Source organism: Variovorax sp. 10N412 (assembly GCF_056394985.1).
On the sequence record NZ_JBFTIO010000002.1, the window covers coordinates 583,696 to 606,040 of the forward strand.

Here is a 22,345-nt window from a genome sequence, read left to right on the forward strand (position 1 = left end):
AGAAACGGTGGCCAGGGTGCTCAGGCCGTGGGCGCCTCGACCTCGTAGTTGGTGACGAAGTCTTCGGGCACCTTGGGGCCCCAGGCGTAGAAGGAGTCTTCGGGCGGGTGGTCGGCGTGGGGCCAGTCGAAGTCGCCGGGCACGAAGTCCATGTCGCAGGAGTACTCCGAATAGCTGCCCCACGGGTCGCGCACGTAGTGGAAGTAGTTCGAGCCGAGCACGTGGCGCCCCACGCCCCAGCCGCGCACGTGGCCGGCGGCGTACATCTGCTCCATGCCGCGCCCGACCTCGTCGATGTTGGCGACGTCCCAGCTCAGGTGGTGCAGGCCCGGGCCGTTCGAATGCGCCATGGCGACCAGGTGGTGGTCGCTGCCGTGCGCGCCGTGCATGAAGACGATGAGGTCGCCCGAGCGGTCGGTCACGCGCAGGCCCAGGGCCTCCTCAAAGAAGCGCACCGCTTCGGGCACCTTGGCGCTGAACAGCAGGATGTGCGAGAGCCGGCGCGGATGCACTTTGGGAATGCGCGCACGGTTCGGCGACGCCCCGGTGCCGACCGGCGGGCGCGGCGCCACCACGGGCTCGCTGCCGGCGTCGGGCGCGCTCTTGGCGGCCACGACCAGCTGCACCGCATAGCCCTCCGGATGCAGCACCCACAGGCCGCGGTCGTCGCCCAGCGCATGCGGCGAGCAGCGCGGCGCGCCCAACCGCTCGATGCGCGCGGCAATGGCGTCGAAGTCTTCCGCGAAGCAGGCAAAGCGCAGGTACTGCAGCTTCTTCACGCCACTCGCCTGGAAGAGCGAACCCCAGGCATGGGGATGGCCGGCCGTGTACAGGTCGAGCCGGCCGCCCTCTCGCCTGGGCTCCAGCCCGAAGGCCTCGTAGAAGCGCGCGGCTTCGTCGAGGTCGGGCACGGTGAAGACGAAGGCATCGAGCGAATGAACGCCGTGCAGCGCCGCGCGGTGCGGGCTTTTCTGGGTGCGAAGCTGGATCTCGGCCATGGGTGGTGTCTCCGTTCGGCTGTCCATGTTGGGACAAACAATATATTATTTTGTTGTTAGTCTATTGTTTGGCTGTTTATCCATCATTAGGGTTAACAAGTAACATCAACCGTTTTTCGCGGTGTGACGGGAGTGCAATGAACGAGAAAACGAAGGGCCTGGGCCAGACGCGCCAGGTCTTTGCCGAGCTGCGCACGGCCATCGTGGGCGGGCGGCTGCTGCCGGGCTCCAAGCTCAACATCGCCGCGCTCGCCGAGGAGCTGGACGTGAGCGCGGGCGCGGTGCGCGAAGGGCTGGCCATGCTGGAGGCCGAGGCGCTGGTGGTGTCGGAGCCCGCGCGCGGCTACCGGGTGAGCCCGATTTCGCCCGAGGACCTCGAAGAGCTGGTGAACGCGCGCATCGAGATCGAGAAGCTCTGCCTGGCCGAAGCCATCCGCCACGGCGACCTGGGCTGGGAAGGCAGCGTGGTGTCGGCGCACCACCGCCTGTCGCGGCAGGCCGAGCGCGACGCGGCCATGCCCACTGTGCTGAGCGCCGAATGGACCAGCAGCCACGCCGACTTTCACAACGCGCTGGTTTCGGGCTGCCCGAACAGCTGGCTGCTGCGCATGCACCAGATGCTGTACCAGCAGAGCGAGCGCTACCGGCAGTTGTCGGCGCCGCTGGGCAAGGAATCGCGCGACGTGGGCGCCGAACACCAGGCGCTGCTCGACGCGGTGCTCAACCGCGACATCCAGGCCGCGCAGGCGCTGATGGGCGAGCACCTGCAGACGACCGGGCGGCTGCTGATGGCCGCGCTGAAGGCGAGCCCGCCCGCCGACCGGTAGGCTGCGCCACGCCGGCTCGTCACGGGCTCGGCACCGTGGTGCGGCCATTTGGGAAACTACGAGGCATCGCACCGAACGTTCGATGCGATCATTTCGCAACGTATCCCGGCCTGCACCGCAGGCTCACTCTCTTCCCACAAAGGCTTTTCCTCGATGTTCCAGGACCTGCAAGTCAACGCGCCCCTGATCGGCGTTCCCGGCGGCCGCCATCTGCTCGACACACCCGCACTGCTGGTCGACCTGCCCGCCATGACGCGCAACATCGAACGCATGGCCGCCTTCGCCAAGGCACGCGGCGTCAACCTGCGCCCGCACGTGAAGACGCACAAGTCGGTCGAGATCGCGCGCCGCCAGGTGGCGGCCGGCGCCGTCGGCGTGAGCTGCGTCACGCTGGGCGAGGCGGAGGTGATGGTCGAGGGCGGCATTCCGGGCGTACTGATCACCTCGCCGGCCGTCACGCCGAGCAAGATCGCGCGGCTCATCAAGCTGGCGCAGCGCGCGCGTCCCGGCGACGTGATGGTGGTGGTCGACAACCCGCGCAACCTGGCCGACCTGGCCCAGGCCGCAAGCGGCCTCACGCACCCGCTGGACGTGCTGGTGGACTACGGCGCCGGCTACAACCGCACCGGCGCCGCCACGCAGGCGAAGGTGCTCGAACTCGCGGCGCTGGTGGCCGCCGAACCGCGCCTGCGGCTGCGCGGGCTGCAGTCGTATGCCGGCAACCTTCAGCACATCGTGGCGCGCGCCGAGCGCAGCGCCGCGGCCGCCGGCCTGCGCGAGACCGTGGCCGGCATCGTCGCGGCGGCCAGGCGCCAGGGCCTGCAATTCGAGATCGTGACCGGTGCGGGCACCGGCACGCACGACCTCGATTCGCAGGAGAACGCATTCACCGAACTGCAGGCCGGCTCCTATGTGTTCATGGACGCCGAATACACGCAGGTGCTCGCCGGCGCCGGGCAGGCCTCGCCCTTCGAGGTGTCGCTGTTCGTGCAGGCGGCGGTGGTCAGCACCAACGCGCCCGACTGGGTCACGGTCGACGCGGGCACCAAGTGCTTCTCGACCGACAGCGGCGCGCCGCTGGTGGCGCGGGGCGTGGATGCATCGACCCGCTATGCCTTCTTCGGCGACGAGCACGGCAAGCTGATGGTGACGGCGGGCGCGCGACCCGCGCTGGGCGCGCGCGTGGAGTTCGTCACGCCGCACTGCGACCCGACGGTGAACCTGCACGACACGTACCACGTGGTCGATGGCGGCACGCTGGTGGGCATCTGGCCGGTGGACGCGCGCGGCAAACGCTAGTCATCGCGCACGGCATAAGAAAGCGCGAAAAGCGTATTTCACAAATGCCGCGGTGCGGGGGACAGTCGCACGCCTGTCTCCTCTCTTTCCGGGCGTGCGTCATTGCCGCCCCGCCCCCATGGAATCCATCCAAGAAACGACGCGCCCCGCAGCGCACGTCGCCGGCGCGCACGCGCCCGGCTCGCAACAACTCGCCGAGCGCTTCCGCCCCGTCTTCCAGCGCATCGCCGAGGGCGCGGCGCAACGCGAAATCGATCGCGAGCTGGCCTACGAGCCCGTGGCCTGGCTCAATGCCGAGCGCTTCGGCGCGCTGCGCGTGCCGCTGGAGCACGGCGGCATCGGCGCGTCGGTCGAGCAGCTGTACGACCTGCTGATCGAGCTCGGCGAGGCCGACTCCAACCTGCCGCAGATCCTGCGCGCGCACTTCGGCTTCATCGAGCGGTTGCTGGCGGAAATCGACCCCGCCCTGCATGGCCCTTGGATGCGCCTGGCCGCCGAGGGCGTGGTGTTCGGCAACGCCACCACGGAGCTCGGCGACGGCGCCATCGGCACCATGCAGACCACGCTCAAGCGCGAAGGCGACGCGTGGCTGCTCGAGGGCGACAAGTACTACAGCACCGGCACGCTGTACGCCGACTGGATCGCGGTGTCGGCCCAGCGGCTGAACGCCGACGGCAGCAGCGACCGCGTGATTGCGCTGGTGCCGGCCGAGGCACCGGGCGTGGAGCGCGTGGACGACTGGCGCGGCTTCGGCCAGCGGCTGACGGCCTCGGGCACCACGCGCTTTCGCAACGTGCGCGTGAAGCCCGAGAACGTGCTGCTCTACGTGCGCGACCAGCCCACGCCGATGACCGCGCATTTCCAGCTCACGCACCTGGCCACGCTGGCGGGCATTGCGCGCGCCATCGTGCGCGACGCGGTGGCCTTCGTGCAGCCGCGCAAGCGCATCTACACCCACGGCAGCGGCAGCACGCCGCGCGAAGATCCGCTGGTGCAGCAGGTCATCGGGCAGCTCGCCAGCACGGCGTTCATTGCGGCGTCCACCGTGCAGGCGGTGGCGCGCGGGCTCGGCGAGATCGACCGCTACCGCGCGCGCGGCGAGACGGTTCCGGAAAGCCTGTTGTTCGAAGTGGAACTGAACACGGCCAAGGCGCAGGCCGGCATCGTCGATGCGGTGCTGCAGGCGGGCACGCGGCTGTTCGACATCGGCGGCGCCTCGGCGCTGCAGGAAGACCGGCGGCTCGACCGGCACTGGCGCAATGCGCGCACGCTGGCCTCGCACAACCCGACCATCTACAAGGGCCGCGTGGTGGGCGACCACCTCCTGAACGGCGCAAGGCCGACCTTCTACTGGGCGGTGGGCGCGATCGCGTCCTGAAGCGCCCCGGGGCGGCGCAGCGCTTAAAGTCTCCGGTCTTCCGACTGGACCTTTTCATGCGCCTGCTGTTGCTTGCCCTTGTTTCCGTGGCCCTGGCCGCCTGCTCCACGCCCGTGACGGGGGTGGTGCGGCTGTACGACGGCATCCTTCGCGCGGGCAGCCAGCCCGAGGCCGAGGCCTATTGCCGCAAGGACGGCAACCCGATCCGCTTGCTAGAGCAGGCCGACGCGCCGCAGACGCCCGGCAATGGCGTGCTGTTCAGGTGCGACTGAGCCCGGCCTGCGCGTTCAGACGCGCGGCAACGCGGCCAGGAAGGTGGACACCACAATCGCCGCGGCGCGGTCGAGCTGCAGGATGTCCGCCACTTCGAAGGCGTGCGGCGAGGTGCGTCCGCTCGCGACGGCCGGCTTGCGGATCTCGACAAGCACTTCGGCCGCCAGTTCGCGGTCGCTGCGCGGCGCCCCGTCGGCGTCCATCACCCACTCGTCGACCTGGTCGAACGGAATGCTGCGAAAGACCCCGACGATGGGGATGTACTTGTAGCGATCCTCGCCCACCAGGATGGGCACGCTGAGGTTGCAAAAAAACGTAGTGATCGACATGCAGGATCGCTGTCGCGAAACTAAAGCATCCAATTGTTGATGAGCGCGGCGTCAGGGGCCATCCTCCAACGGTCGCTGGGGGACAAGACGTGACCTTCTGCACACAAATTGTCTCCGAATTCCCTCGTTTTCCCCATAAAACAACTACTTTATTCTTACATATTGACGCGTAAAGGCACATCCGCTGCGGCCGAACGTTGCAATGGCGTGAAAAAGCGTGCGCGCACGGGAAGACCGGCACGGCTTTGCCTGGAGCGGGAAAAGACACAGAGGGGCGCGAGGGTGCGCGAAGACAGGCCCCGGCAGACTGCTGGATTACCCCACAACGTCTGTGCGCCGCAACACAAGGCGGCGGGCAAGCGTCAGTGCGGGTCGGTGAACTTCGGCGCGCGGCGTTCGATGTTGGCTTTCACCGCCTCGACCTGGTTCGGGCTGCCGATCAGCGCCTTCTGCTCGAGCGACTCGGCCAGCAGCAGTTGCGCAGCGCTCTGCGACGCGCTGCCGTTCAGCAGCCGCTTGCCGGCGCGGATGGCGTCGGGGCTCTTCTGCGCAATGTCGTGCGCCATCTGCAGCGCCTCGGCCAGCGGGTCGGCTGCCACGCGGGTGGCGAAGCCGATGCGCAGGGCCTCCTCGCCCGAGAAGATGCGCCCTGTGTAGGTGAGCTCGCGCACCACGTCGCTGCGGGCCAGCTCGCGCATGAGCACCATGCCGGCCATGTCGGGTACCAGGCCCCACTTGATTTCCATGACCGAGAGCCTGGTGTCGGGCGCCACGATGCGGATGTCCGCGCCCAGCGCCACCTGCAGGCCGCCGCCGAAGGCCACGCCATGCACCGCCGCAATCACCGGCACCGGCACGTCGCGCCAGACCATCGCCACCTGCTGGGCGGCATTGGAGATGCCGTGGGTGCGCACCAGCAGGTCGGCCCCCGCGGCCCCCTCGCCCAGCACGTCGGCGCCAGCGCCTTCCTGCATGCGCTGGAACGAGGCCATGTCCAGCCCCGCGCAAAAGGCCTTGCCGCGGCCTGAAATCACCACCGCCCGCACCGTGCTGTCGCTGCACAGCGCCTGCCCGGCCTCGATCAGCGCGTCGAACATCGCGGGGTCGAGCGCGTTCATCTTGTCGTCGCGGGCGAGCTGCAGTTGCACCACGCCGTCGGCGTGGCGGGTGGTTGCGATGCGGTCGTTCATTTGGTGTCTCCTGGGGCGGTTCTTGCGCCAGTATCGCGCCGTGCGGCGCTGCGCGATGATGGCGGCTGTCGCCTGCACAACACCCTGAACACCTCGCCATGCCATTGGACCGCCGCCAGTTTCTTCTTCAATCGGGCTCGGCCGCCGCGGTGGTGGCGCTGTTCGGACAGGGCTGCGCCACATCGCTGCCGCCGGCGCAGCCCGCCCCTGGCGGTGTGCTCGGCTTCACCGGCGTGCCCGCCTCGCTGCGCGACGGCATCGCGATACCGCCCGAGTACGAATGGCAGCTGCTCTACCCCTGGGGCACGCCCACCGGCGTGGCGGGCCGGATGCCGGCCTTCGCGCCCGATGCCGGCAACAGCGCCGACGACCAGGCGGTGCAGGCCGGCATGCACCACGACGGCATGCACTTCTTCGCGCTCGATGCGCTCGGCGAACGCGGCCTGCTCGTGATGAACCACGAATACACCGACGAGCAGCTGCTGCACACCGATGGCGTGAAGGGCGCGGCGGATGCCGCGGGCTGGACCGCCGACAAGGTGCGCAAGTCGCTGCACGCCATGGGCGCCTCGGTGATCGAGATCCGCCGCACCGTGCAGGGCTGGCAGCAGGTGCTGCCCTCGCCCTTCGCGCGCCGCGTGCACGGCCGCACGCCGATGCGCATCGCCGGCCCGGCCGCCGGCACGCCGCTGATGCGCACCGCCGCCAACCCGGCGGGCGACGCGGTGCTCGGCACCTTCGCCAACTGCGCGATGGGCGTCACGCCGTGGGGCACCTACCTGACCTGTGAGGAGAACTTTCACGGCTACTTCGGCGGCCCCAAGGAAGCCGCGCAGGCCATGACGCCCGCGCAGCGCCGCTACGGCACGGTGCCGGGCGCGCAATGGGTCGAGTACTGGCGCTTCGACGAGCGCTTCGACCTGAGCCGGCATCCCAACGAACCACACCGCTTCGGCTGGGTGGTCGAGATCGATCCGTTCGACGCGACCGCCACGCCCGTCAAGCGCACCGCGCTGGGCCGCAAGCGGCAGGAAAGCGCCACCTGCACCGTCGCGAAGGACGGCCGCCTGGTGGTCTACATGGGCGACGACTCGCGCTTCGAATACATCTACAAGTTCGTCAGCCGCGACAAGGTGCGCCCCGGCACGGACGCCGCCGCGCGCGCCGCCAACCGGCACCTGCTGGACGAGGGCACGCTGCACGTGGCGCGCTACGACGCGGGCGGGCGCGGCCAATGGCTGGAGCTCAGGCACGGGCGCGACGGGCTGGACGCGGCGCACGGCTTTGCCGACCAGGCCGAGGTGCTCATCCACGCCCGGCTGGCCGGCGACATCGTCGGCGGCACGAAGATGGACCGGCCCGAATGGATTGCCGTGCACCCGCAGTCCGGCGAGGTGTACGTCACGCTCACCAACAACACCCAGCGCGGCGACGCCGGCAAGCCCGGCCCCGACGCGGCCAACCCGCGTGCCGACAACTTCTTCGGCGGCATCCTGCGCTGGCGAGAGGACGGCGGCGACGCCGCGAGCAGCGCCTTCGCCTGGGACCATTTCGCGCTCGCGGGCGACCCGGCGCAGCCCGGCAGCGGCGCGCGCTACCCCAGCGCCGATGCCGACATGTTCGGCGCGCCCGACGGCCTGCATTTCGACCGGGGCGGCCTGCTCTGGATCCAGACCGACATGAGCGGCCAGTTGATCGGCAAGCCGCCCTACACCGCGCTGGGCAACAACCAGATGCTGTGCGCCGACCCGGCGTCAGGGCGCATCAAGCGCTTTCTCACCGGGCCGAACGGCTGCGAGATCACGGGCTGCGTGGTCACGCCCGACCGGCGCACGCTGTTCGTCAACATCCAGCATCCGGGCGAGGCGCGCGACGACGGCGACGGCGGCCACAACAGCGCATGGCCCGACGGCACCGTGCCGGGCAGCACGCGGCCACGCTCGGCCACGCTGGCGATCCGCCGGCGCGACGGCGGCATCGTCGGCACCTGAATCCCGGGGAGCAACCGCATGAGCATCCGCATCGTCCGCCTGGGCACGCCGCGCGCACCCGGCGAAGGCTTGCGCGTCGGCACCGTGCGCCGCCCGCCGCGCGGCGTTCCGAAGACCGAGTTCGCCTCGCAGGACTGGTACGACGTGTGGTTCCCGAACCTGGCGCCCTCCGTCGAGACGATGAAGCAGGCGCAGGAGGCACAGGCGAGCGGTTCGCCCGCGCAATGGAACGCCTTCGTGCGCAGGTTCAAGGCTGAGATGGCCGAACCGGACGCGAGCCGCAGCCTCGACCTGCTGGCAGCGCTGTCGCACGGCACGGCCTTGGCGATCGGCTGCTATTGCGAGCACGAGTCGCACTGCCACCGCGGCGTGCTGCGCAGCCTGCTGGCCGAGCGCGGCGCGGACATCACGGACTGAACCTGCTCGTTCAGACCTGCGGCGCGCCGAGGAACACGGGCAGGTGTTCCGCCTGCGCGGCATGCGCCGCCAACGCGGGGAAACCGCCGGGCGAGATGAGCTCGGGCAGCATCAACTGCGTGAAGGACCACGCCACGGCGCTCGACACGCCGGCCTGCGTCATCGTCGTTTCCTCGGCGGACAGCGGCGAAGCGGCCACCTCCGCTTCCAGCGCCGAATACGCGGCCATCAATTGGCTTCGCACGCGGTCGACCCACGGCTGGTGCAGCTTCTCGGCCGGCCGCAGCTGGTGCTCGTAGACGATCTGCACGGTCTTCTCGCAGGCCGCGAGCGCGAGCCCCGTGAGGCGCAGTGCACGCAGCCGTCGGGCGGGGTCGGCGGGCATCAGGCTGCGCCCGCTCAGCGCCTGGGCATGGTCGATGATCAGCGTGGAGTCCATCAGCACCGTGCCGTCGTCGCACACCAGCGTGGGCGCCTTCACCACCGGGTTGATCGCGCGAAACTGCTCGAAGGTGCTGAAGACCGAGACCGGCCTGTGCACGAAAGGCAGGCCGAGCAGGCGCAGCGAGATGGCGGCGCGCCGCACGTAGGGTGAGTCGAGCATGCCGACGAGTTGCATGGGTTCTCCTGGAAAAATGAGAACCACGATAGCGGGCGTGCCGCGCGCGCAGAAGCGCAATCCATCGAAAATCGCGGCCGCAAACCGATCAGGCATCGGCCGCTACACCCCTGACTTCGCCCCCCATGAACATCGACAAGAAAGACCGGCTGATCCTCGAAGCGCTGCAGGCCGACGCGCGCCAGAGCCTGGCCGCCATCGGCAAGCGCATCGGCCTGTCGCAGCCGGCCATGAGCGAGCGCGTGCGCAAGCTCGAGGAGGCCGGCGTGATCGAGGGCTACGGCGCGCGCGTCAACCTGCGCGCGCTGGGCGTGGGGCTGCAGGCCATCATCCGCATCGAGACCACGCACGCCGGCATTGCCAGGTACCTGAAGCTGTTCGAGGCCATGCCCGAGGTGCTGAGCGCCGACCGCGTGACGGGCGCGGACTGCTTCATCGTGCGCTGCGCGATCGCCGAGCCGGCCGACCTGGAGCGCGTGGTGGACGCGCTGGCGGTCGATGGCGCGGTGAGCACCTCGCTGGTGTTGTCGAGCCCGGTGAACAAGCACGTCACGGTGCACGCCGCCCGGCCGGCGATGTCGCCGAAGAAGTAGGCAGCGAGCCCCGCAGATCAGCGCTGGGCCTTGTCCTTCTGGTTCTGCGCCTCGATGCGTTCGCGCGCGGCCAGCCAGTCGGCGTCGCTCCACTGGCGCAGTTCGTAGAAGTTGCCGCCGGTGGCCAGCGCGTTGCCGCCGTCCATCATGATGCTCTGGCCCGTGAGCCAGTCGCACTGGCCCGGCGCCATCAGGAAGGCCGCGAGGTTCTGCAGCTCGCTCATGCGGCCGGTACGCGCCATCGGGTTGTGCAGCTTGCTGCGCGCGCCGGGCTCTTCGCCGGGGTTCAGGCGCTTGCTCATGCCTTCGGTGGGAATCTCGCCGGGGCCCACGGCGTTCAGCCGGATGCCGTGCCGCGCCCATTCGACCGCGAGCGACTTGGTCATCACGTCGATGCCGGCCTTGCTCATGGCCGAGGGCACCACGTAGGGACTGCCGTTGTCGACCCAGGTCGTGATGATGCTCATGACGCTGCGGTAGGCGTCGCCGCTCTTCCATTCGCCCGCCTTGGCCTGCGCCACCCAGCGCTTGCCCACGGCCTGCGTCACGTAGAAGCTGCCGTGGAAGACGATGTTGGCGACGGCATCGAAGGCGCGCGGCGAGAGGTTTTCGGTGGGCGAGACGAAGTTGCCCGCCGCGTTGTTGACCAGCCCGGTGAGGCCGCCGCTCTTGAACAGGCTATCGACCATGTCGTCCACGCTCTGCGCAATGCGGATGTCCACGCCGAAAGTGTCGATGCGCCGGTCCGGGAACTGCTGGCGCCATTCGGCCGCCGTTTCCTCGCAGACCGCCTGGCGCCGCCCGCAGATGGCCACGTCGGCGCCCAGGCCCAGGAAGCGCTCGGCCATGGCCCGGCCCAGGCCGGTGCCCCCGCCGGTCACCAGGATGCGCTGGCCGCTCATGAGGGAAGCTTCAAACATGTCTGTCTCCTGTTCGTTGAGGCAGCGGCAAGGTGGATGTGGCTGCCACCAGCGGATGCTACGCGCGGGGCGGCACGGCGGCTTGCGGGAAGTGGCTCCCTGCGGGACTTCGGGTGCAGGCGCACCGGGTGAGAATGTGCGAAACAAGCTCCCTGGAGACAAGACCGATGCCGAGTTCCGCCAGCTCCGTCAACGCCGCCGATGCGGTCAACGCCCCTGCCGCACCGCTCGAAGGCGTGCGCATCGTGAGCCTCGCGCTCAACCTGCCCGGCCCCGCCGCGCTGCTGCGCTGCCGCGCGATGGGCGCCACCTGCCTCAAGCTGGAGCCGCCGGGCGGCGACCCGATGGGGCTGTACAACCGGCCCGCCTATGCCGCGCTGCACGAGGGCGTCGAGATCCGCGCCGTGGACTTGAAGAGCGAAGCCGGCCAGCAGCAGCTGCACGCCGAACTCGCGAAGACCGACGTGCTGCTCACCTCGTTCCGCCCCTCCGCGCTCCACAAGCTCGAGCTCGACTGGGCCACGCTGCACGCACGCCACCCGTCGCTGTCGCAGGTGGCCATCGTCGGGGCGCCGGGCGAGCGCGCCGAGGAACCGGGGCACGACCTGACCTACCTCGCGGAAAGCGGGCTCGTCACCGGCACCGAGCTGCCGCCGACGCTTTACGCCGACATGGGCGGTGCGCTGCTCGCGAGCGAGGCGGTGCTCAAGGCCATGCTGCTGCAGTCACGCAAGGCGGGCGGCGTGTACCTCGAGGTGGCGTTGAACGCCTCGGCCGACTGGCTCGCCCTGCCCCGCACCTGGGGCCTGACGCAGCCCTCGGGGGCGGTCGGGGGCGCGCACGCGGGTTACCGCGTGTACCCCTGCGCCGACGGCCGTGTGGCGGTGGCCGCGCTGGAGCCGCATTTCGCGGCCAGGCTCTGCGAGGCGGCGCAGATCGCATCGCGCGACATGATGGCGCCGGCCACGCACGAGGCGCTGGCTGCATGGCTGGCAGGCCGCACGCGGGCCGAGCTCGACGCCATGGGCCGCGAGCGCGACGTGCCGCTGCTCACGCTGGCAAACTGATCGAGCACGCCGGCCCGCTCACTTGGCCCGCTCATCTAGGCGCGCCGTCGCGTTGCCGGTCTTCGCGCTTGAGCGCGAGGTAGGTGTCGAGGTCGACCTCGTGCAACTGCCGCGGGTACTGCTCGGCCCCGGCGAACCAGCGCCGCTGCCGGCGGTCGAGCTGCTCCGCCCCCGGCCCGGGCGCCGCAAGGTAGGCGTCCAGCGTCAGGAAGTAGCGCATCGCATTGCGCTCCACCAGCCCGCGCAGGCCGCGGATGTAGTCGGGCTGCCCTTCGGGCGTCTTGCCCAGCACGGTGAAGCCCACCTTGTCGCTGCCGAAGGTCGCCAGGTAGGCCATGGTGCCCAGCCGCACCATGGTGGTGTGGTCGTAGCTGTAGCTGAAGTGCAGGAAGCTCTTGCGTTCGTCCAGCGCAATGGCCTCCAGCGTCACGTGGTAGTTGCTGGTGCCCAGCGGCCCGCTCTCGGCCGTCAACTCGACCGACAGGTGCTCGGGCGTCGCGCTGGCCACGCGGTAGACGAAGGGCAGCTCGAAGGCCTGGTCGAGCGGCTTGTCGTAGCGCCGCACCACGTAGAGCGTGAGCGCTTCGCGCCCCTGCGGTGCGCCGGCCGCGACGCAGCGCCGGTTGTTGATGTGCAGGGTGAGCACGTCGCACCAATGGGCCGAGCCCTTGAGCGTGGCGCTGATCTCCGACAGCGGATGGTCGACCACCGCGTAGACGTCGCCCTGCACGCCGTCGGCCGTTTCCGTGGAATCGAGCTGCACGGGCCGCCCGAAGCTGCTGTGGTCGAGCTTGTCGCTCAGCCGCTGGTGGGTGGCGCGCAGTGCCTGGGCGGTCGACGGCTCCGGCGCGGCGGCACTTGCCAGGAGCGAGGCCGAAAGCAGCAGCGTCCCTGCCAGAAGGCGCGTCCATGAAGCCGGCTGTGGGGGCGAACTGCTCATGGGGCCACACCATACAACGGCGCGGCCGCGCGTGCGCGCCTCACCGCGCAACGGCGAGAATCCCGCCCATGAAACGCCAAGGCACGCTCGTTCGATGGGAAAAGGACCGGGGCTTCGGCTTCATCCGCAGCCCCCACATTTCCGCAGACGTGTTCGTGCACCTGCGCGACTTCACGGACCGCGGTATCACGCCGCAGGTCGGCATGAAGCTGGCGTTCGAAGAGATCCATGTGGGCGGCAAGGGGCCGCGCGCGGTGGCGGTGCAGGCCGAAGGCGCCGTGCAACAGCGTCCGCAGGAGCGACAACGACAGCCCCCGCGGCCTGCCGTTCCAGCTCGCACACGAACGTTCGCGCCACCAGCCGGCGCCGGGAGGCCGCGCCCTCCTCTTCATCGTCGCTGCCGATGGCCCTGCTGCTCGTGGGCTACGCCGCACTGCTGGGCTACGGCGTGTGGACCGCGCGCGTTCCGCCGATCGCGCTGGGCGTGTTGCTGCTGCTCAGCCTGCTGACCTTCTTCATCTACGGCTTCGACAAGAACGCCGCCGAAACAGGCCGCTGGCGCACCGCGGAAAACACGCTGCACCTGCTCTCGCTGGTCGGGGGCTGGCCGGGCGCATGGGTGGCGCAGCGGTTGTTCCGCCACAAGGTGCGCAAGACGAGCTTCATGGCCGGCTACTGGGCCACGGTGCTGGCCCACCTGGCGGCCGTGGGTGCCTGGGTGGGCAAGCTGCTGCCGGCGGGCCTGCCGGCCTTCTGAAGCTCAGCGCGGCTTGCGGATGCTGCCGCGCACGGGGCCGGCGGCCTTGCGTGGCGCCGGCGCCGAGCCGTTGTCGCGCGGCGGCAGGCCGGTGTGCTGCGTGAGGATGCGGCCCTTCATGGGCTTCACCGGCGCCAGCTTCACCGGCGCGGCCTTGGCAGCCACAGGCGCTGCCGTCGAGTTCTTGCGCCGCGCACTGGTGTAGCCGCCGTCGGTCAGCGGCTGCCACGTCGGGATGAGATGGTGCTTGCCGTTGCCGATCAGGTCGGCACGGCCCATGCTCTTGAGCGCCTCGCGCAGCAGCGGCCAATTGTTCGCGTCGTGGTAGCGCAGGAAGGCCTTGTGCAGCCGTCGGCGCTTGTCGCCGCGCACGATGTCCACCGTCTCGCTCTCGCGCGTGATCTTGCGCAGCGGGTTCTTGTTGGTGTGGTACATCGTCGTGGCCGTGGCCATCGGGCTGGGGTAGAAGGTTTGCACCTGGTCGGCGCGGAAACCGTTCTTCTTGAGCCAGATCGCGAGGTTCATCATGTCCTCGTCGCTGGTGCCCGGGTGTGCGGCAATGAAGTACGGAATGAGGTACTGCTTCTTGCCCGCCTCGGCCGAGAACTTCTCGAACATCTGCTTGAACTTGTCGTAGCTGCCAATGCCGGGCTTCATCATCTTCGTGAGCGGGCCCTGCTCGGTATGCTCCGGCGCGATCTTCAGGTAGCCGCCCACGTGGTGCTGCACCAGTTCCTTCACGTACTCGGGCGACTGCACGGCCAGGTCATAGCGCAGGCCGGAGCTGATCAGGATCTTCTTGATGCCCTTCAGCGCACGCGCGCGGCGGTAGATCTTGATGAGCGGGTCGTGGCTGGTGTTCAGGTTCGGGCAGATGCCCGGGTACACGCAGCTGGGCTTGCGGCAGGCCGACTCGATCTCGGGCGACTTGCAGCCCACGCGGTACATGTTGGCCGTCGGGCCGCCGAGGTCGGAGATGGTGCCGGTGAAGCCCTTGACCGAATCGCGGATGGCCTCGACCTCCTTGATGATCGAGTCTTCCGAGCGGCTCTGGATGATGCGGCCCTCATGCTCGGTGATCGAGCAGAAGGTGCAGCCGCCGAAGCAGCCGCGCATGATGTTCACGCTGAAGCGGATCATTTCCCATGCGGGAATCTTGGTCGCGCCGTCGTGGCTGCCGTTCTCGTCGGCATAGCGCGGGTGCGGACTGCGTGCGTACGGCAGGTCGAACACGTGGTCCATCTCGGCCGTGGTGAGCGGAATGGGCGGCGGGTTGATCCACACGTCGCGCGCCGTGGCGCCCTCGCCGTGGGCCTGCACCAGCGCGCGGGCATTGCCGGGGTTGGTCTCGAGGTGCAGCACGCGGTTGGCGTGCGCGTAGAGCACCGGGTCGCTGCGCACCTGTTCGTACGACGGCAGTCGGATCACCGAATGGTCGCGCGGCGGCACCTTGATCTTCGCGCGCGAAGCCAGCGCCGGGTTGGGCATGAAGGTCAGCGGCTTGATGGCGGGGTTCACCACCGAGGCGGGCATCGCGGGCATTCCTGAGACAGGCTCGCCCGAGGCGGCGGCTTCCGCGGCCTTGGCGACGGCTTCGGCCTCGTCTTCCTTGGCGCAGGTGGCACCGTTGGCCTTGGCCTGATCGGACACCATCAGGTAGGGGTTGACGTGGGCCTCGACACGGCCGGGCTCGTCGACGCTGGTGGAGTTGATCTCGAACCAGCCTTCGGGCGTTTCGCGGCGCACATAGGCAGTGCCGCGCACGTCGGTGATCTGCTGCACCGGCTCTTTCGCTGCCAGGCGGTGTGCGATTTCCACGATGGCGCGCTCGGCGTTGCCGTACAGCAGAAGGTCGCACTTGGCATCGACGACGATGGAGCGGCGCACCTTGTCCGACCAGTAGTCGTAGTGCGCGATGCGGCGCAGGCTGCCTTCGATGCCGCCGAGGATGATCGGCACGTCGTTCCAGGCTTCCTTGCAGCGCTGCGAATAGACGATGGCCGCACGGTCGGGCCGCGAGCCGCCGACGTCGCCGGGGGTGTAGGCGTCGTCGCTGCGGATCTTGCGGTCCGCGGTGTAGCGGTTGATCATCGAATCCATGTTGCCGGCGGTCACGCCGAAGAACAGGTTCGGTTTGCCCAGTGCCTTGAAGGGCTCGGCGCTCTGCCAGTCGGGCTGCGCGATGATCCCCACGCGAAAGCCCTGCGCCTCGAGCATGCGGCCGATCACCGACATGCCGAAGCTCGGGTGGTCCACATAGGCATCGCCCGTGACCACGATGATGTCGCAGCTGTCCCAGCCGAGGGCGTCCATTTCCTTGCGCGAGGTCGGCAGGAACTTGGCCGTGCCGAAACGCGCCGCCCAGTACTTGCGGTAGCTGGTCAGCGGCTTGGCGGCACGCGCGAAAAAGGAGACGTCGACGGGGGCGTTCATCGGTGGAAGTGACAGCGCCGTGGGAGCACCGTTGTGGGCAACCCTCGATTTTAGGGTTTTCCTCCATCCGTGTCGCGACAAACATCCTGTGACCGCGCCGCCGGGAGGTCTTCATATGATTGCCTTGGTCAACCAACTGAATGACAATGGCAACCATGCCAGAGTCCACCGCCAACCCGTCCGTCGCCGTCGACGCCACCGCCGTCAAGGCGATCCGGCAATTCAACCGCTTCTACACGCGCCGCATCGGCGCCCTCGACCCCTACCTCGGCAGCCCCATGTCGCTGACGGACGTGCGCGTGCTGTACGAGCTGGCGCACCGCGAAACGGCGGTGGCGAGCGAGATCAGCCGCGACCTCGGGCTCGATGCGGGCTACATGAGCCGCATCCTGCGCCGCTTCGAGGCCGAAGGCTGGCTCACGCGCGCGCCGCACGCGCGCGATGCGCGGCAAAGCTTGCTGCGCCTGACCGGAAGCGGCCACGCCGCATTTGCGCCGCTGCAACAGAAATCGCGCGAAGAGGCCGCCGCCCTGCTCGCCCCGCTCGCACCGGCGCAGCGCCAGCAATTGGTGCAGGCCATGGGCACGATGCAGTCGCTGCTCGACCCGCAGGCCGGGCCAGCCAAGCCCCAGGCCGCCGTGCTGCGCGACCCCGCGCCCGGCGACATCGGCTGGGTGGTGCAGCAACACGGGGAGGTCTATGCGCGCGAGTACGGCTGGAACAGTCAATTCGAGGCGCTGGTCGCCGGTATCGCAAGCGAGTTCCTGCTCAAGTTCCAGCCCGAATGGGAGCGCTGCTGGATCGCCGAGCTCCACGGCGAGCGGGTGGGCGCGATCTTCGTGGTGCGCAAGTCGCACACCGTCGCCCAGCTTCGCATGCTGATCCTGGCGCCCGGCGCGCGCGGACTGGGGCTGGGCGGCAAGCTCGTGGACGAATGCATCGCCTTTGCGCGGCTGAAGGGGTACAGGAAGATGGTGCTGTGGACCAACAGCTGCCTGCTGGCCGCGCGCGGCATCTATGCCAAGCGGGGGTTCAAGCTGGTGCAGTCGGAGCCGCACGAAGGGTATGGCGCGCCGCTGGTGGGCGAGACTTGGGAGCTGAAGCTGTAGCGGCCCGGAGCTTCTGTGTTGCTCCTTGCCGTTCCGGGGGAAGGCTGGGATGGGGGCAGGCTTGCGATCAAGCGCCGCGTTAAAACGAACGCCGTCGTGCCCCCACCCCTGCCCTCCCCCAGGAGGGGAGGGAGAAATTCAATTCAGCTTTACTGCATGAACCAGCCGTGGCTCACGACCAGCGACTGGCCCGTGAGCGCATTCGTCGGAAACCCCGCGAACAGCAGCGCGACGCGCGCGACGTCTTCCGTGGTCGTGAATTCCCCGTCGACCGTCTCCTTCAGCATCACGTTCTTGATGACTTCCTCTTCGCTGATGCCCAGCGTCCTGGCCTGCTCGGGAATCTGCTTCTCGACCAGCGGCGTGCGCACGAAGCCCGGGCAGATCACGTTGGCGCGCACGCCGTGCTTGGCGCCTTCCTTCGCGACCGTCTTGGCCAGCCCGATGAGGCCGTGCTTGGCCGTGACGTAAGGCGCCTTCAGCAGCGAAGCCTCCTTCGAGTGCACCGAGCCCATGTAGATCACGCTGCCGCCGCGGCCCTGCGCATACATGTGCTTCAGGCAGGCCTTGGTGGTGAGGAAGGCGCCGTCGAGGTGAATGGCGAGCATCTTCTTCCAGTCGGCAAAGCTGAACTCTTCCACCGGATGCACGATCTGGATGCCGGCATTGCTGATCAGGATGTCGATGCCACCGAAGGCGGCGGCGCCCTCTTCCACCGAGGCATTGACCTGGTCTTCGTTCGTCACGTCGACCGCCACGCCGATGGCCTGCGCGCCCGTGGCCTTGAGTTCGGCCGCGGTGGCGTCCGCGGCTTCCTTGTTCAGGTCGGCAATGATGATCTTGGCGCCTTCCTGTGCGAAGAGGATGGCAATTTCCTTGCCGATGCCGCTGGCCGAGCCGGTGATGTAGGCGACCTTGTCCTTGAGTTGCATGGTGAGTGTCCTTGGGTGAGAGTCGGGGTTGAAAAGTGACGGCTGGAATCAGGCGAGATAGTCGTGTTCGACGGTGCCGAGCGCAAGCGTCATGTCGGCGATGTAGTGCACGGCCGACTCGACCTTCAGCACCGGCAGGTCGGCCACCGGCGCCAGCGCGTGCGGATGCAGCTCCAGCGAGGCCGGCGCGGTCCACGCGCCGTGCAGCGTGACATCGACCATGTGATAGCGCACCAGCTCGCAGATGCGCGCGGTGCCGTCGACGTGCGGAATGATCTTGAGCAGGAAGTTCGGCTGCGCGATGCCTGCGAGGATCGGCTCGGGGTCGAGCGCTCGGTGCTTGAAGCCCATGGTGGCCTTGGCCACGCGCACCTTGCCGTAGTCGAGCGTACCCACCACCACGTCGGTCTCGTAGTCGAGCACCGGCGAGGCCAGCTTCTTCGGAAAGCCCCAGAGTTCGCGGCCACCGGCGATGGGCGGATGGTCGTTGAGGTACATCGCGTGAACGTAGGCGCCCTTCTCCACGCCCCTGGCCGTGCGCAGCTGCACAGGAATGACCTGGCCCGACTCGGTGTAGTCGCCGAAACCGGTGGAGTCGGGCATGCGGATGAACTCGTACTTGACCAGCGGTTCGACCACCTCGAGCGGCTCGGGCACCACGGCGCGCAATGCGTCCATGTCGGTGCGGTAGGTGACGATGAGAAATTCGCGCCGCATGAACCGGTACGGACCCGGCGGAAACGCGGGACTGGTCAGCGGCATGGCGAATGCGGTTCGCCGCACATCTTCAATGTTCATGAACATTTCCTCCTGTTGAAGTGACGCGCCCAGTCTGGCCAGGGTTTCTTAGTCGAAGCTGAATCCCCGCCCTACACCGAGAAGCCGGGCCGCTTCACGCGCCCGGTGCCGTGCTCGCCCAGGTCGAAGGTGGTCACGCCGTTGACCGTGGCGTCGGCGCGCAGCGTCTCCGGATGCGCCAGCGTGATGCGCATGTCGCGCGCGCCCGAATCCCAGTGCTCTTCCACCGCGGCGCGCGAGAACTCGTAGTCCTTCGATTCGAGCTCGTAGGGCTTGTCGCGGTAGATCAGGTGAAAGATGTCGATCGGCTCGTGGGTGAGCTGCGACTGCACCGCGAGCACGCTCGGGTCGTTGCGCAAGCCGGCCGGCAGCTTGGTGATGAGGTCGGCAATGGCCTGCTGCAGGTTCATGTTGGCGGCCAGCGCGTCAGTGTTCATGCGCGTGCGGCTGGAGTAGGTGATGTCTTTTTGCCGCTCCAGCACGCCCGCCATGGTGCGCGGCATTTCGCCGCGCGCATTGAACAGGTCGACCTGCAGCACCACCAGCGGCTCGGTGCGCGGGTGCGTGTCGAGCACGTACTGCAGCGGCGTGTTCGACACGATGCCGCCGTCCCAGTAGTCGTCCCCGTCGATGGTGATGGGCGCGAAGCCCGGGGGCAGCGCGCCGCTGGCCATGATGTGCTCGGGGCCGATGCGCTGGCGCGTGTTGTCGAAGTACACCGAGTTGCCGGTGCGCACATTGACCGCGCCGACGCTGAAACGGGCTTCGCAGGCATTGATGCGGTCGAAGTCCACCAGCCGCTCGAGCGTGGACTTGAGTGGTGAGGTGTCGTAGTAGCTGAGCAGCGGCGCGGCACCGCCCATGAGCAGCGCCGGCGCATAGCGCGGTTCGAAGAAGCCCGGAATGCCCACGAGCGAGGCCATGGTGGCGCTGTACTGGTTCTGCGTGGCGCGGTCGCCCATCCACGAGGGCAGGCGCTGCGAAGGGCCGGAAGACACCAGATGCCAGAACTCGCGCAGCCGGTCGACCCGCTGCTCGGGCGCGTTGCCCGCGATCAGCGCCGCATTGATGGCGCCGATGGACACGCCGGCGATCCAGTGCGGCTCCAGCTCGGTTTCACTGAGCGCCGCGAACACGCCCGCCTGGTAGGCACCGAGCGCGCCCCCGCCCTGCAGCACCAGCGCCTTTCGGGCACTGCGCATGTCTTCGCGGCGCGAAGCAAAAGGGTTGAGGGGGCGGGAGGCGGCACGGGATTTTTTCTTCGAAGGTGTCGTCATGCATTTATTTGACACCAGCCGTGCGGCGCCAACCTGACCAGGGGCTTCATCAGCACGAGCCCCTGGCCCGGGATCACATCTTCGGCAGCAGCTGCCCGCGAATCTCGCCGCCCGGGTTGGCCGCCGTGTGCACGTTCGCATACCACTTGCCCGAGACCAGGTCGGCAGCCTGCGACGGCGTGAGCGTGGCCTGGCCTTCGATCGGGCTGGCCGGATTGGCAAAGGGCAGCACCACGCCGGCGTTGGCACCCGCGGCCGCGGGGCCGTGGAAGTGCGCCATGGTGGCGGGTCCGCTCAGGCCGGTGTAGGTGATCTTGTACTTGAGCACGTTGGTGTCGCGGTCGAGCCAGGCTTCGGCCATGCCGCTGCCGCGCGTCATGTTCGGAGGCACTTCACTGGCCGCGTTCATCGCGCCGCTGAAGCTCGCGGTGTTCGACTTCGACATCATTCCGCAGCCGACCAGCGCGGCACTGGCCACCCCGGTGATGAGGGCTGCGCGCAAAAAGGTGCCATATTTGGTCATGAGCTTGATCTCCTGAGTTGTGGAAGCGCCCACAGCATAGGCAGCACCGCCTGGCTTGTCTTGTCGGCCATCGTCCCGACTTGGGCGGGCTCATGCGGCGCGGCACAGGGGCTGAAACACAATTCGCCCATGACTTCCTTCCCCCTTCCGACCGCCCGCGACGTGGTCGAGTTCTGGCGCCAGGCCGGCCCCGAGCGCTGGTTCGCCAAGAACGCCGCGTTCGACACCGAATTCATTTCCCGATGTGCCCAGGCGCACCAGGCCGCCGCCCGCGGCGAGCTCGATGCATGGCTGGCCGATGCCGAAGGCACCCTTGCACTGCTGGTGCTGCTCGACCAGTTTCCGCGCAATGCCTGGCGCAACAACCCCCACATGCTGGCCACCGACGGCAAGGCGCTGGCGGTGGCGAAGAAGGCCGTCGACGCCGGCTTCGACCGGCAGCTGGAGCCCCCGCTTCAGCCCTTCTTCTACCTGCCGTTCATGCACTCAGAAGTGCTGGCGGAGCAGGAGCGTTCGGTGCGACTCAATGCAGCGCTGGACGCCAACACGCAGCGTTTCGCGGTACTGCACCGAGACATCGTGGCGCGCTTCGGGCGCTTTCCGCACCGCAACAAGCTGCTGGGCCGCGAAACCACGGCAGAGGAACAGCAGTTCCTGGACATCGGCGGCTTCGCCGGTTGAGCGGCCTCAGGCGCCGGGGCGGGCCGGCAGCGGCGCGTCGCGCGTGGGCGACGGATTGAGCTCGCCCACGCCCTTCAGGTTCTTCATGGAGCCGTAGGTGCGTGCATAGACCCAGGTGAACTCCGCGCCGAGCAGGAAAATCTGCGCCGAGTAGTACACCCACACCAGCACCACCACCAGCGAGCCCGCCGCACCGTAGCCCGACGCCACGCTGCTCTTGCCGATGTACAGCCCGATGAGGTGCTTGCCCACGGTGAACAGCAGCGCCGTCACAGCCGCGCCCACCCACACGTCGCGCCATTGCACCCGGGCGCGCGGCATGATCTTGTAGATCATCGCGAAGATCACGGTCACCATCGCGAAGCTGAAGACGAAGTTGACCACCTGCGCCGTGCTCTCCCAGGCGCCGAACATCGGCGACCACCACTTGCCCAGGGCCGCGAGCGCGGCGCTCGCCACCAGCGACACCATGAGCAGGAAGCCGATGCCCATGATCATGCTGAAGGACAGCAGCCGCACGCGCAGCATGTTGAACAGCCCCCCGCTCTTGGCGCGCGCCGGCGCGCGCCAGATGCGGTCGAGCGCGTCCTGCAGTTCGCCGAACACCGTGGTCGCGCCCACCACCAGCAGGCCGATGCCGATCACCGTGGCGAAGATGCCCTCGGCCGGCTTGTTCACCGCCTGCAGCATGCCTTGCACCGCCGCGGCGCCTTGCGCGCCCATCAGCCCCGAGAGCTGCGCGAAGATCTCGCCCCGCGCCGCCTCCTGTCCGAACACCAGCCCCGCCACGGCAATCACGATCAGCAGCAGCGGCGCGATGGAAAACACCGTGTAGTACGCCAGCGCGGCGCCCATGCTCGGGGCGTAGTCGTTCGACCACGAATTGAAGGCTCGCTTGCAGAGGTCGAAGAGTGCGCGCAGTTGCATGATCATGGGTAAGTGTCCGCCGGGCGGCGTCCGGCATCCTGTCAGTGCGATGCCCGGCGTGTTGAAA

At 68.5% G+C, this 22,345-nt stretch carries 24 protein-coding genes; 12 read left to right on the plus strand and 12 right to left on the minus strand.

Features of this window, described 5'->3' with window-relative positions; translation table 11 throughout:
- Window positions 1–20: 20 nt before the first annotated feature.
- A complete protein-coding gene (locus AC1DJH_RS08295) occupies window positions 21–998 on the minus strand; it encodes a VOC family protein (protein ID WP_478185364.1) in 978 nt (325 codons plus the stop codon).
- Window positions 999–1,135: 137 nt separating this feature from the next.
- On the opposite strand from AC1DJH_RS08295, the gene AC1DJH_RS08300 reads away from it, so the two are divergent.
- The 4 genes from AC1DJH_RS08300 to AC1DJH_RS08315 all read left to right on the plus strand — a co-directional run bounded on the left by AC1DJH_RS08300 (window position 1,136) and on the right by AC1DJH_RS08315 (window position 4,774).
- The gene (locus AC1DJH_RS08300) at window positions 1,136–1,825 is read left to right on the plus strand and encodes a GntR family transcriptional regulator (protein ID WP_472114826.1); all 690 of its coding nucleotides are present in this window, start codon (window positions 1,136–1,138) and stop codon (window positions 1,823–1,825) included.
- 153 nt (window positions 1,826–1,978) lie between these two features.
- On the plus strand, window positions 1,979–3,124 hold the full coding sequence (locus tag AC1DJH_RS08305; protein WP_472114823.1) for a DSD1 family PLP-dependent enzyme: 1,146 nt from the start codon (window positions 1,979–1,981) through the stop codon (window positions 3,122–3,124).
- Window positions 3,125–3,242: 118 nt separating this feature from the next.
- Complete coding sequence (locus AC1DJH_RS08310) at window positions 3,243–4,502, plus strand: acyl-CoA dehydrogenase family protein (RefSeq protein WP_478185365.1); 1,260 nt, start codon at window positions 3,243–3,245, stop codon at window positions 4,500–4,502.
- Window positions 4,503–4,558: 56 nt separating this feature from the next.
- A complete protein-coding gene (locus tag AC1DJH_RS08315) occupies window positions 4,559–4,774 on the plus strand; it encodes a hypothetical protein (protein ID WP_472114817.1) in 216 nt (71 codons plus the stop codon).
- 15 nt (window positions 4,775–4,789) lie between these two features.
- Here AC1DJH_RS08315 and AC1DJH_RS08320 read toward each other — a convergent pair whose 3' ends face one another.
- Window positions 4,790–5,104, minus strand: coding sequence for a hypothetical protein (locus AC1DJH_RS08320; RefSeq protein WP_472114814.1), 315 nt, complete (start codon window positions 5,102–5,104; stop codon window positions 4,790–4,792).
- A gap of 362 nt (window positions 5,105–5,466) precedes the next feature.
- Window positions 5,467–6,294 (minus strand): crotonase/enoyl-CoA hydratase family protein, encoded by an 828-nt coding sequence (locus tag AC1DJH_RS08325; RefSeq protein WP_435483988.1) that lies wholly within the window; start codon window positions 6,292–6,294, stop codon window positions 5,467–5,469.
- A gap of 98 nt (window positions 6,295–6,392) precedes the next feature.
- On the opposite strand from AC1DJH_RS08325, the gene AC1DJH_RS08330 reads away from it, so the two are divergent.
- Window positions 6,393–8,285, plus strand: a complete 1,893-nt coding sequence (locus AC1DJH_RS08330) for a PhoX family protein (RefSeq protein ID WP_472114811.1) — start codon at window positions 6,393–6,395, stop codon at window positions 8,283–8,285.
- 18 nt (window positions 8,286–8,303) lie between these two features.
- Window positions 8,304–8,702: a DUF488 domain-containing protein gene (locus tag AC1DJH_RS08335; protein WP_472114808.1), complete on the plus strand. Its 399-nt coding sequence runs from the start codon at window positions 8,304–8,306 to the stop codon at window positions 8,700–8,702.
- 10 nt (window positions 8,703–8,712) lie between these two features.
- On the opposite strand, the gene AC1DJH_RS08340 is transcribed toward AC1DJH_RS08335, so the two are convergent.
- A complete protein-coding gene (locus AC1DJH_RS08340; RefSeq protein WP_472114805.1) occupies window positions 8,713–9,321 on the minus strand; it encodes a glutathione S-transferase family protein in 609 nt (202 codons plus the stop codon).
- A gap of 125 nt (window positions 9,322–9,446) precedes the next feature.
- On the opposite strand from AC1DJH_RS08340, the gene AC1DJH_RS08345 reads away from it, so the two are divergent.
- Window positions 9,447–9,914: an Lrp/AsnC family transcriptional regulator gene (locus tag AC1DJH_RS08345; protein ID WP_472114802.1), complete on the plus strand. Its 468-nt coding sequence runs from the start codon at window positions 9,447–9,449 to the stop codon at window positions 9,912–9,914.
- Between the two features lie 17 nt (window positions 9,915–9,931).
- On the opposite strand, the gene AC1DJH_RS08350 is transcribed toward AC1DJH_RS08345, so the two are convergent.
- Complete coding sequence (locus AC1DJH_RS08350; RefSeq protein WP_472114799.1) at window positions 9,932–10,834, minus strand: SDR family oxidoreductase; 903 nt, start codon at window positions 10,832–10,834, stop codon at window positions 9,932–9,934.
- A 167-nt stretch (window positions 10,835–11,001) separates the two neighbouring features.
- On the opposite strand from AC1DJH_RS08350, the gene AC1DJH_RS08355 reads away from it, so the two are divergent.
- Window positions 11,002–11,901: a CoA transferase gene (locus tag AC1DJH_RS08355; RefSeq protein ID WP_472114796.1), complete on the plus strand. Its 900-nt coding sequence runs from the start codon at window positions 11,002–11,004 to the stop codon at window positions 11,899–11,901.
- 31 nt (window positions 11,902–11,932) lie between these two features.
- Here AC1DJH_RS08355 and AC1DJH_RS08360 read toward each other — a convergent pair whose 3' ends face one another.
- Window positions 11,933–12,841: a hypothetical protein gene (locus AC1DJH_RS08360; protein WP_472114793.1), complete on the minus strand. Its 909-nt coding sequence runs from the start codon at window positions 12,839–12,841 to the stop codon at window positions 11,933–11,935.
- Between the two features lie 68 nt (window positions 12,842–12,909).
- Here AC1DJH_RS08360 and AC1DJH_RS08365 point away from each other — a divergent pair, with 68 nt between their 5' ends.
- Both AC1DJH_RS08365 and AC1DJH_RS08370 read left to right on the plus strand, forming a co-directional pair.
- Entirely contained in the window at window positions 12,910–13,350 is a 441-nt protein-coding gene (locus tag AC1DJH_RS08365; protein ID WP_478185366.1) for a cold shock domain-containing protein, read from the plus strand.
- A complete protein-coding gene (locus tag AC1DJH_RS08370) occupies window positions 13,245–13,598 on the plus strand; it encodes a DUF1294 domain-containing protein (RefSeq protein WP_478185367.1) in 354 nt (117 codons plus the stop codon). Before AC1DJH_RS08365 ends, AC1DJH_RS08370 begins: the two co-directional genes overlap by 106 nt.
- 3 nt (window positions 13,599–13,601) lie before the next feature.
- On the opposite strand, the gene AC1DJH_RS08375 is transcribed toward AC1DJH_RS08370, so the two are convergent.
- Complete coding sequence (locus AC1DJH_RS08375; protein WP_472114786.1) at window positions 13,602–16,031, minus strand: YgiQ family radical SAM protein; 2,430 nt, start codon at window positions 16,029–16,031, stop codon at window positions 13,602–13,604.
- A gap of 146 nt (window positions 16,032–16,177) precedes the next feature.
- Here AC1DJH_RS08375 and AC1DJH_RS08380 point away from each other — a divergent pair, with 146 nt between their 5' ends.
- Entirely contained in the window at window positions 16,178–17,140 is a 963-nt protein-coding gene (locus AC1DJH_RS08380) for a bifunctional helix-turn-helix transcriptional regulator/GNAT family N-acetyltransferase (RefSeq protein ID WP_478185368.1), read from the plus strand.
- Between the two features lie 149 nt (window positions 17,141–17,289).
- Here AC1DJH_RS08380 and AC1DJH_RS08385 read toward each other — a convergent pair whose 3' ends face one another.
- From AC1DJH_RS08385 to AC1DJH_RS08400, 4 genes are all read right to left on the minus strand, one after another.
- Window positions 17,290–18,072, minus strand: coding sequence for a 3-hydroxybutyrate dehydrogenase (locus AC1DJH_RS08385; RefSeq protein WP_472114780.1), 783 nt, complete (start codon window positions 18,070–18,072; stop codon window positions 17,290–17,292).
- A gap of 48 nt (window positions 18,073–18,120) precedes the next feature.
- Complete coding sequence (locus tag AC1DJH_RS08390; protein ID WP_435484000.1) at window positions 18,121–18,870, minus strand: acetoacetate decarboxylase; 750 nt, start codon at window positions 18,868–18,870, stop codon at window positions 18,121–18,123.
- A 71-nt stretch (window positions 18,871–18,941) separates the two neighbouring features.
- Window positions 18,942–20,072 (minus strand): patatin-like phospholipase family protein, encoded by a 1,131-nt coding sequence (locus tag AC1DJH_RS08395; RefSeq protein WP_478185369.1) that lies wholly within the window; start codon window positions 20,070–20,072, stop codon window positions 18,942–18,944.
- Between the two features lie 148 nt (window positions 20,073–20,220).
- Complete coding sequence (locus AC1DJH_RS08400) at window positions 20,221–20,670, minus strand: CHRD domain-containing protein (RefSeq protein WP_472114772.1); 450 nt, start codon at window positions 20,668–20,670, stop codon at window positions 20,221–20,223.
- 129 nt (window positions 20,671–20,799) lie between these two features.
- Between AC1DJH_RS08400 and AC1DJH_RS08405 the strand changes: the two genes are divergently transcribed.
- Window positions 20,800–21,351: a DUF924 family protein gene (locus AC1DJH_RS08405; RefSeq protein WP_472114769.1), complete on the plus strand. Its 552-nt coding sequence runs from the start codon at window positions 20,800–20,802 to the stop codon at window positions 21,349–21,351.
- Between the two features lie 6 nt (window positions 21,352–21,357).
- On the opposite strand, the gene AC1DJH_RS08410 is transcribed toward AC1DJH_RS08405, so the two are convergent.
- Complete coding sequence (locus tag AC1DJH_RS08410) at window positions 21,358–22,284, minus strand: YihY/virulence factor BrkB family protein (protein ID WP_472114767.1); 927 nt, start codon at window positions 22,282–22,284, stop codon at window positions 21,358–21,360.
- Window positions 22,285–22,345 lie beyond the last annotated feature (61 nt).

What these genes read in the sequence shown, in the direction of transcription:
- AC1DJH_RS08295 (WP_478185364.1), bottom strand. Translation starts at nt 998, where the DNA reads ATGGCCGAGATCCAGCTTCGCACCCAGAAAAGCCCGCACCGCGCGGCG.
- AC1DJH_RS08300 (WP_472114826.1), top strand. Translation starts at nt 1,136, where the DNA reads ATGAACGAGAAAACGAAGGGCCTGGGCCAGACGCGCCAGGTCTTTGCC.
- AC1DJH_RS08305 (WP_472114823.1), top strand. Translation starts at nt 1,979, where the DNA reads ATGTTCCAGGACCTGCAAGTCAACGCGCCCCTGATCGGCGTTCCCGGC.
- AC1DJH_RS08310 (WP_478185365.1), top strand. Translation starts at nt 3,243, where the DNA reads ATGGAATCCATCCAAGAAACGACGCGCCCCGCAGCGCACGTCGCCGGC.
- AC1DJH_RS08315 (WP_472114817.1), top strand. Translation starts at nt 4,559, where the DNA reads ATGCGCCTGCTGTTGCTTGCCCTTGTTTCCGTGGCCCTGGCCGCCTGC.
- AC1DJH_RS08320 (WP_472114814.1), bottom strand. Translation starts at nt 5,104, where the DNA reads ATGTCGATCACTACGTTTTTTTGCAACCTCAGCGTGCCCATCCTGGTG.
- AC1DJH_RS08325 (WP_435483988.1), bottom strand. Translation starts at nt 6,294, where the DNA reads ATGAACGACCGCATCGCAACCACCCGCCACGCCGACGGCGTGGTGCAA.
- AC1DJH_RS08330 (WP_472114811.1), top strand. Translation starts at nt 6,393, where the DNA reads ATGCCATTGGACCGCCGCCAGTTTCTTCTTCAATCGGGCTCGGCCGCC.
- AC1DJH_RS08335 (WP_472114808.1), top strand. Translation starts at nt 8,304, where the DNA reads ATGAGCATCCGCATCGTCCGCCTGGGCACGCCGCGCGCACCCGGCGAA.
- AC1DJH_RS08340 (WP_472114805.1), bottom strand. Translation starts at nt 9,321, where the DNA reads ATGCAACTCGTCGGCATGCTCGACTCACCCTACGTGCGGCGCGCCGCC.
- AC1DJH_RS08345 (WP_472114802.1), top strand. Translation starts at nt 9,447, where the DNA reads ATGAACATCGACAAGAAAGACCGGCTGATCCTCGAAGCGCTGCAGGCC.
- AC1DJH_RS08350 (WP_472114799.1), bottom strand. Translation starts at nt 10,834, where the DNA reads ATGTTTGAAGCTTCCCTCATGAGCGGCCAGCGCATCCTGGTGACCGGC.
- AC1DJH_RS08355 (WP_472114796.1), top strand. Translation starts at nt 11,002, where the DNA reads ATGCCGAGTTCCGCCAGCTCCGTCAACGCCGCCGATGCGGTCAACGCC.
- AC1DJH_RS08360 (WP_472114793.1), bottom strand. Translation starts at nt 12,841, where the DNA reads ATGAGCAGTTCGCCCCCACAGCCGGCTTCATGGACGCGCCTTCTGGCA.
- AC1DJH_RS08365 (WP_478185366.1), top strand. Translation starts at nt 12,910, where the DNA reads ATGAAACGCCAAGGCACGCTCGTTCGATGGGAAAAGGACCGGGGCTTC.
- AC1DJH_RS08370 (WP_478185367.1), top strand. Translation starts at nt 13,245, where the DNA reads ATGGCCCTGCTGCTCGTGGGCTACGCCGCACTGCTGGGCTACGGCGTG.
- AC1DJH_RS08375 (WP_472114786.1), bottom strand. Translation starts at nt 16,031, where the DNA reads ATGAACGCCCCCGTCGACGTCTCCTTTTTCGCGCGTGCCGCCAAGCCG.
- AC1DJH_RS08380 (WP_478185368.1), top strand. Translation starts at nt 16,178, where the DNA reads ATGGCAACCATGCCAGAGTCCACCGCCAACCCGTCCGTCGCCGTCGAC.
- AC1DJH_RS08385 (WP_472114780.1), bottom strand. Translation starts at nt 18,072, where the DNA reads ATGCAACTCAAGGACAAGGTCGCCTACATCACCGGCTCGGCCAGCGGC.
- AC1DJH_RS08390 (WP_435484000.1), bottom strand. Translation starts at nt 18,870, where the DNA reads ATGAACATTGAAGATGTGCGGCGAACCGCATTCGCCATGCCGCTGACC.
- AC1DJH_RS08395 (WP_478185369.1), bottom strand. Translation starts at nt 20,072, where the DNA reads ATGCGCAGTGCCCGAAAGGCGCTGGTGCTGCAGGGCGGGGGCGCGCTC.
- AC1DJH_RS08400 (WP_472114772.1), bottom strand. Translation starts at nt 20,670, where the DNA reads ATGACCAAATATGGCACCTTTTTGCGCGCAGCCCTCATCACCGGGGTG.
- AC1DJH_RS08405 (WP_472114769.1), top strand. Translation starts at nt 20,800, where the DNA reads ATGACTTCCTTCCCCCTTCCGACCGCCCGCGACGTGGTCGAGTTCTGG.
- AC1DJH_RS08410 (WP_472114767.1), bottom strand. Translation starts at nt 22,284, where the DNA reads ATGATCATGCAACTGCGCGCACTCTTCGACCTCTGCAAGCGAGCCTTC.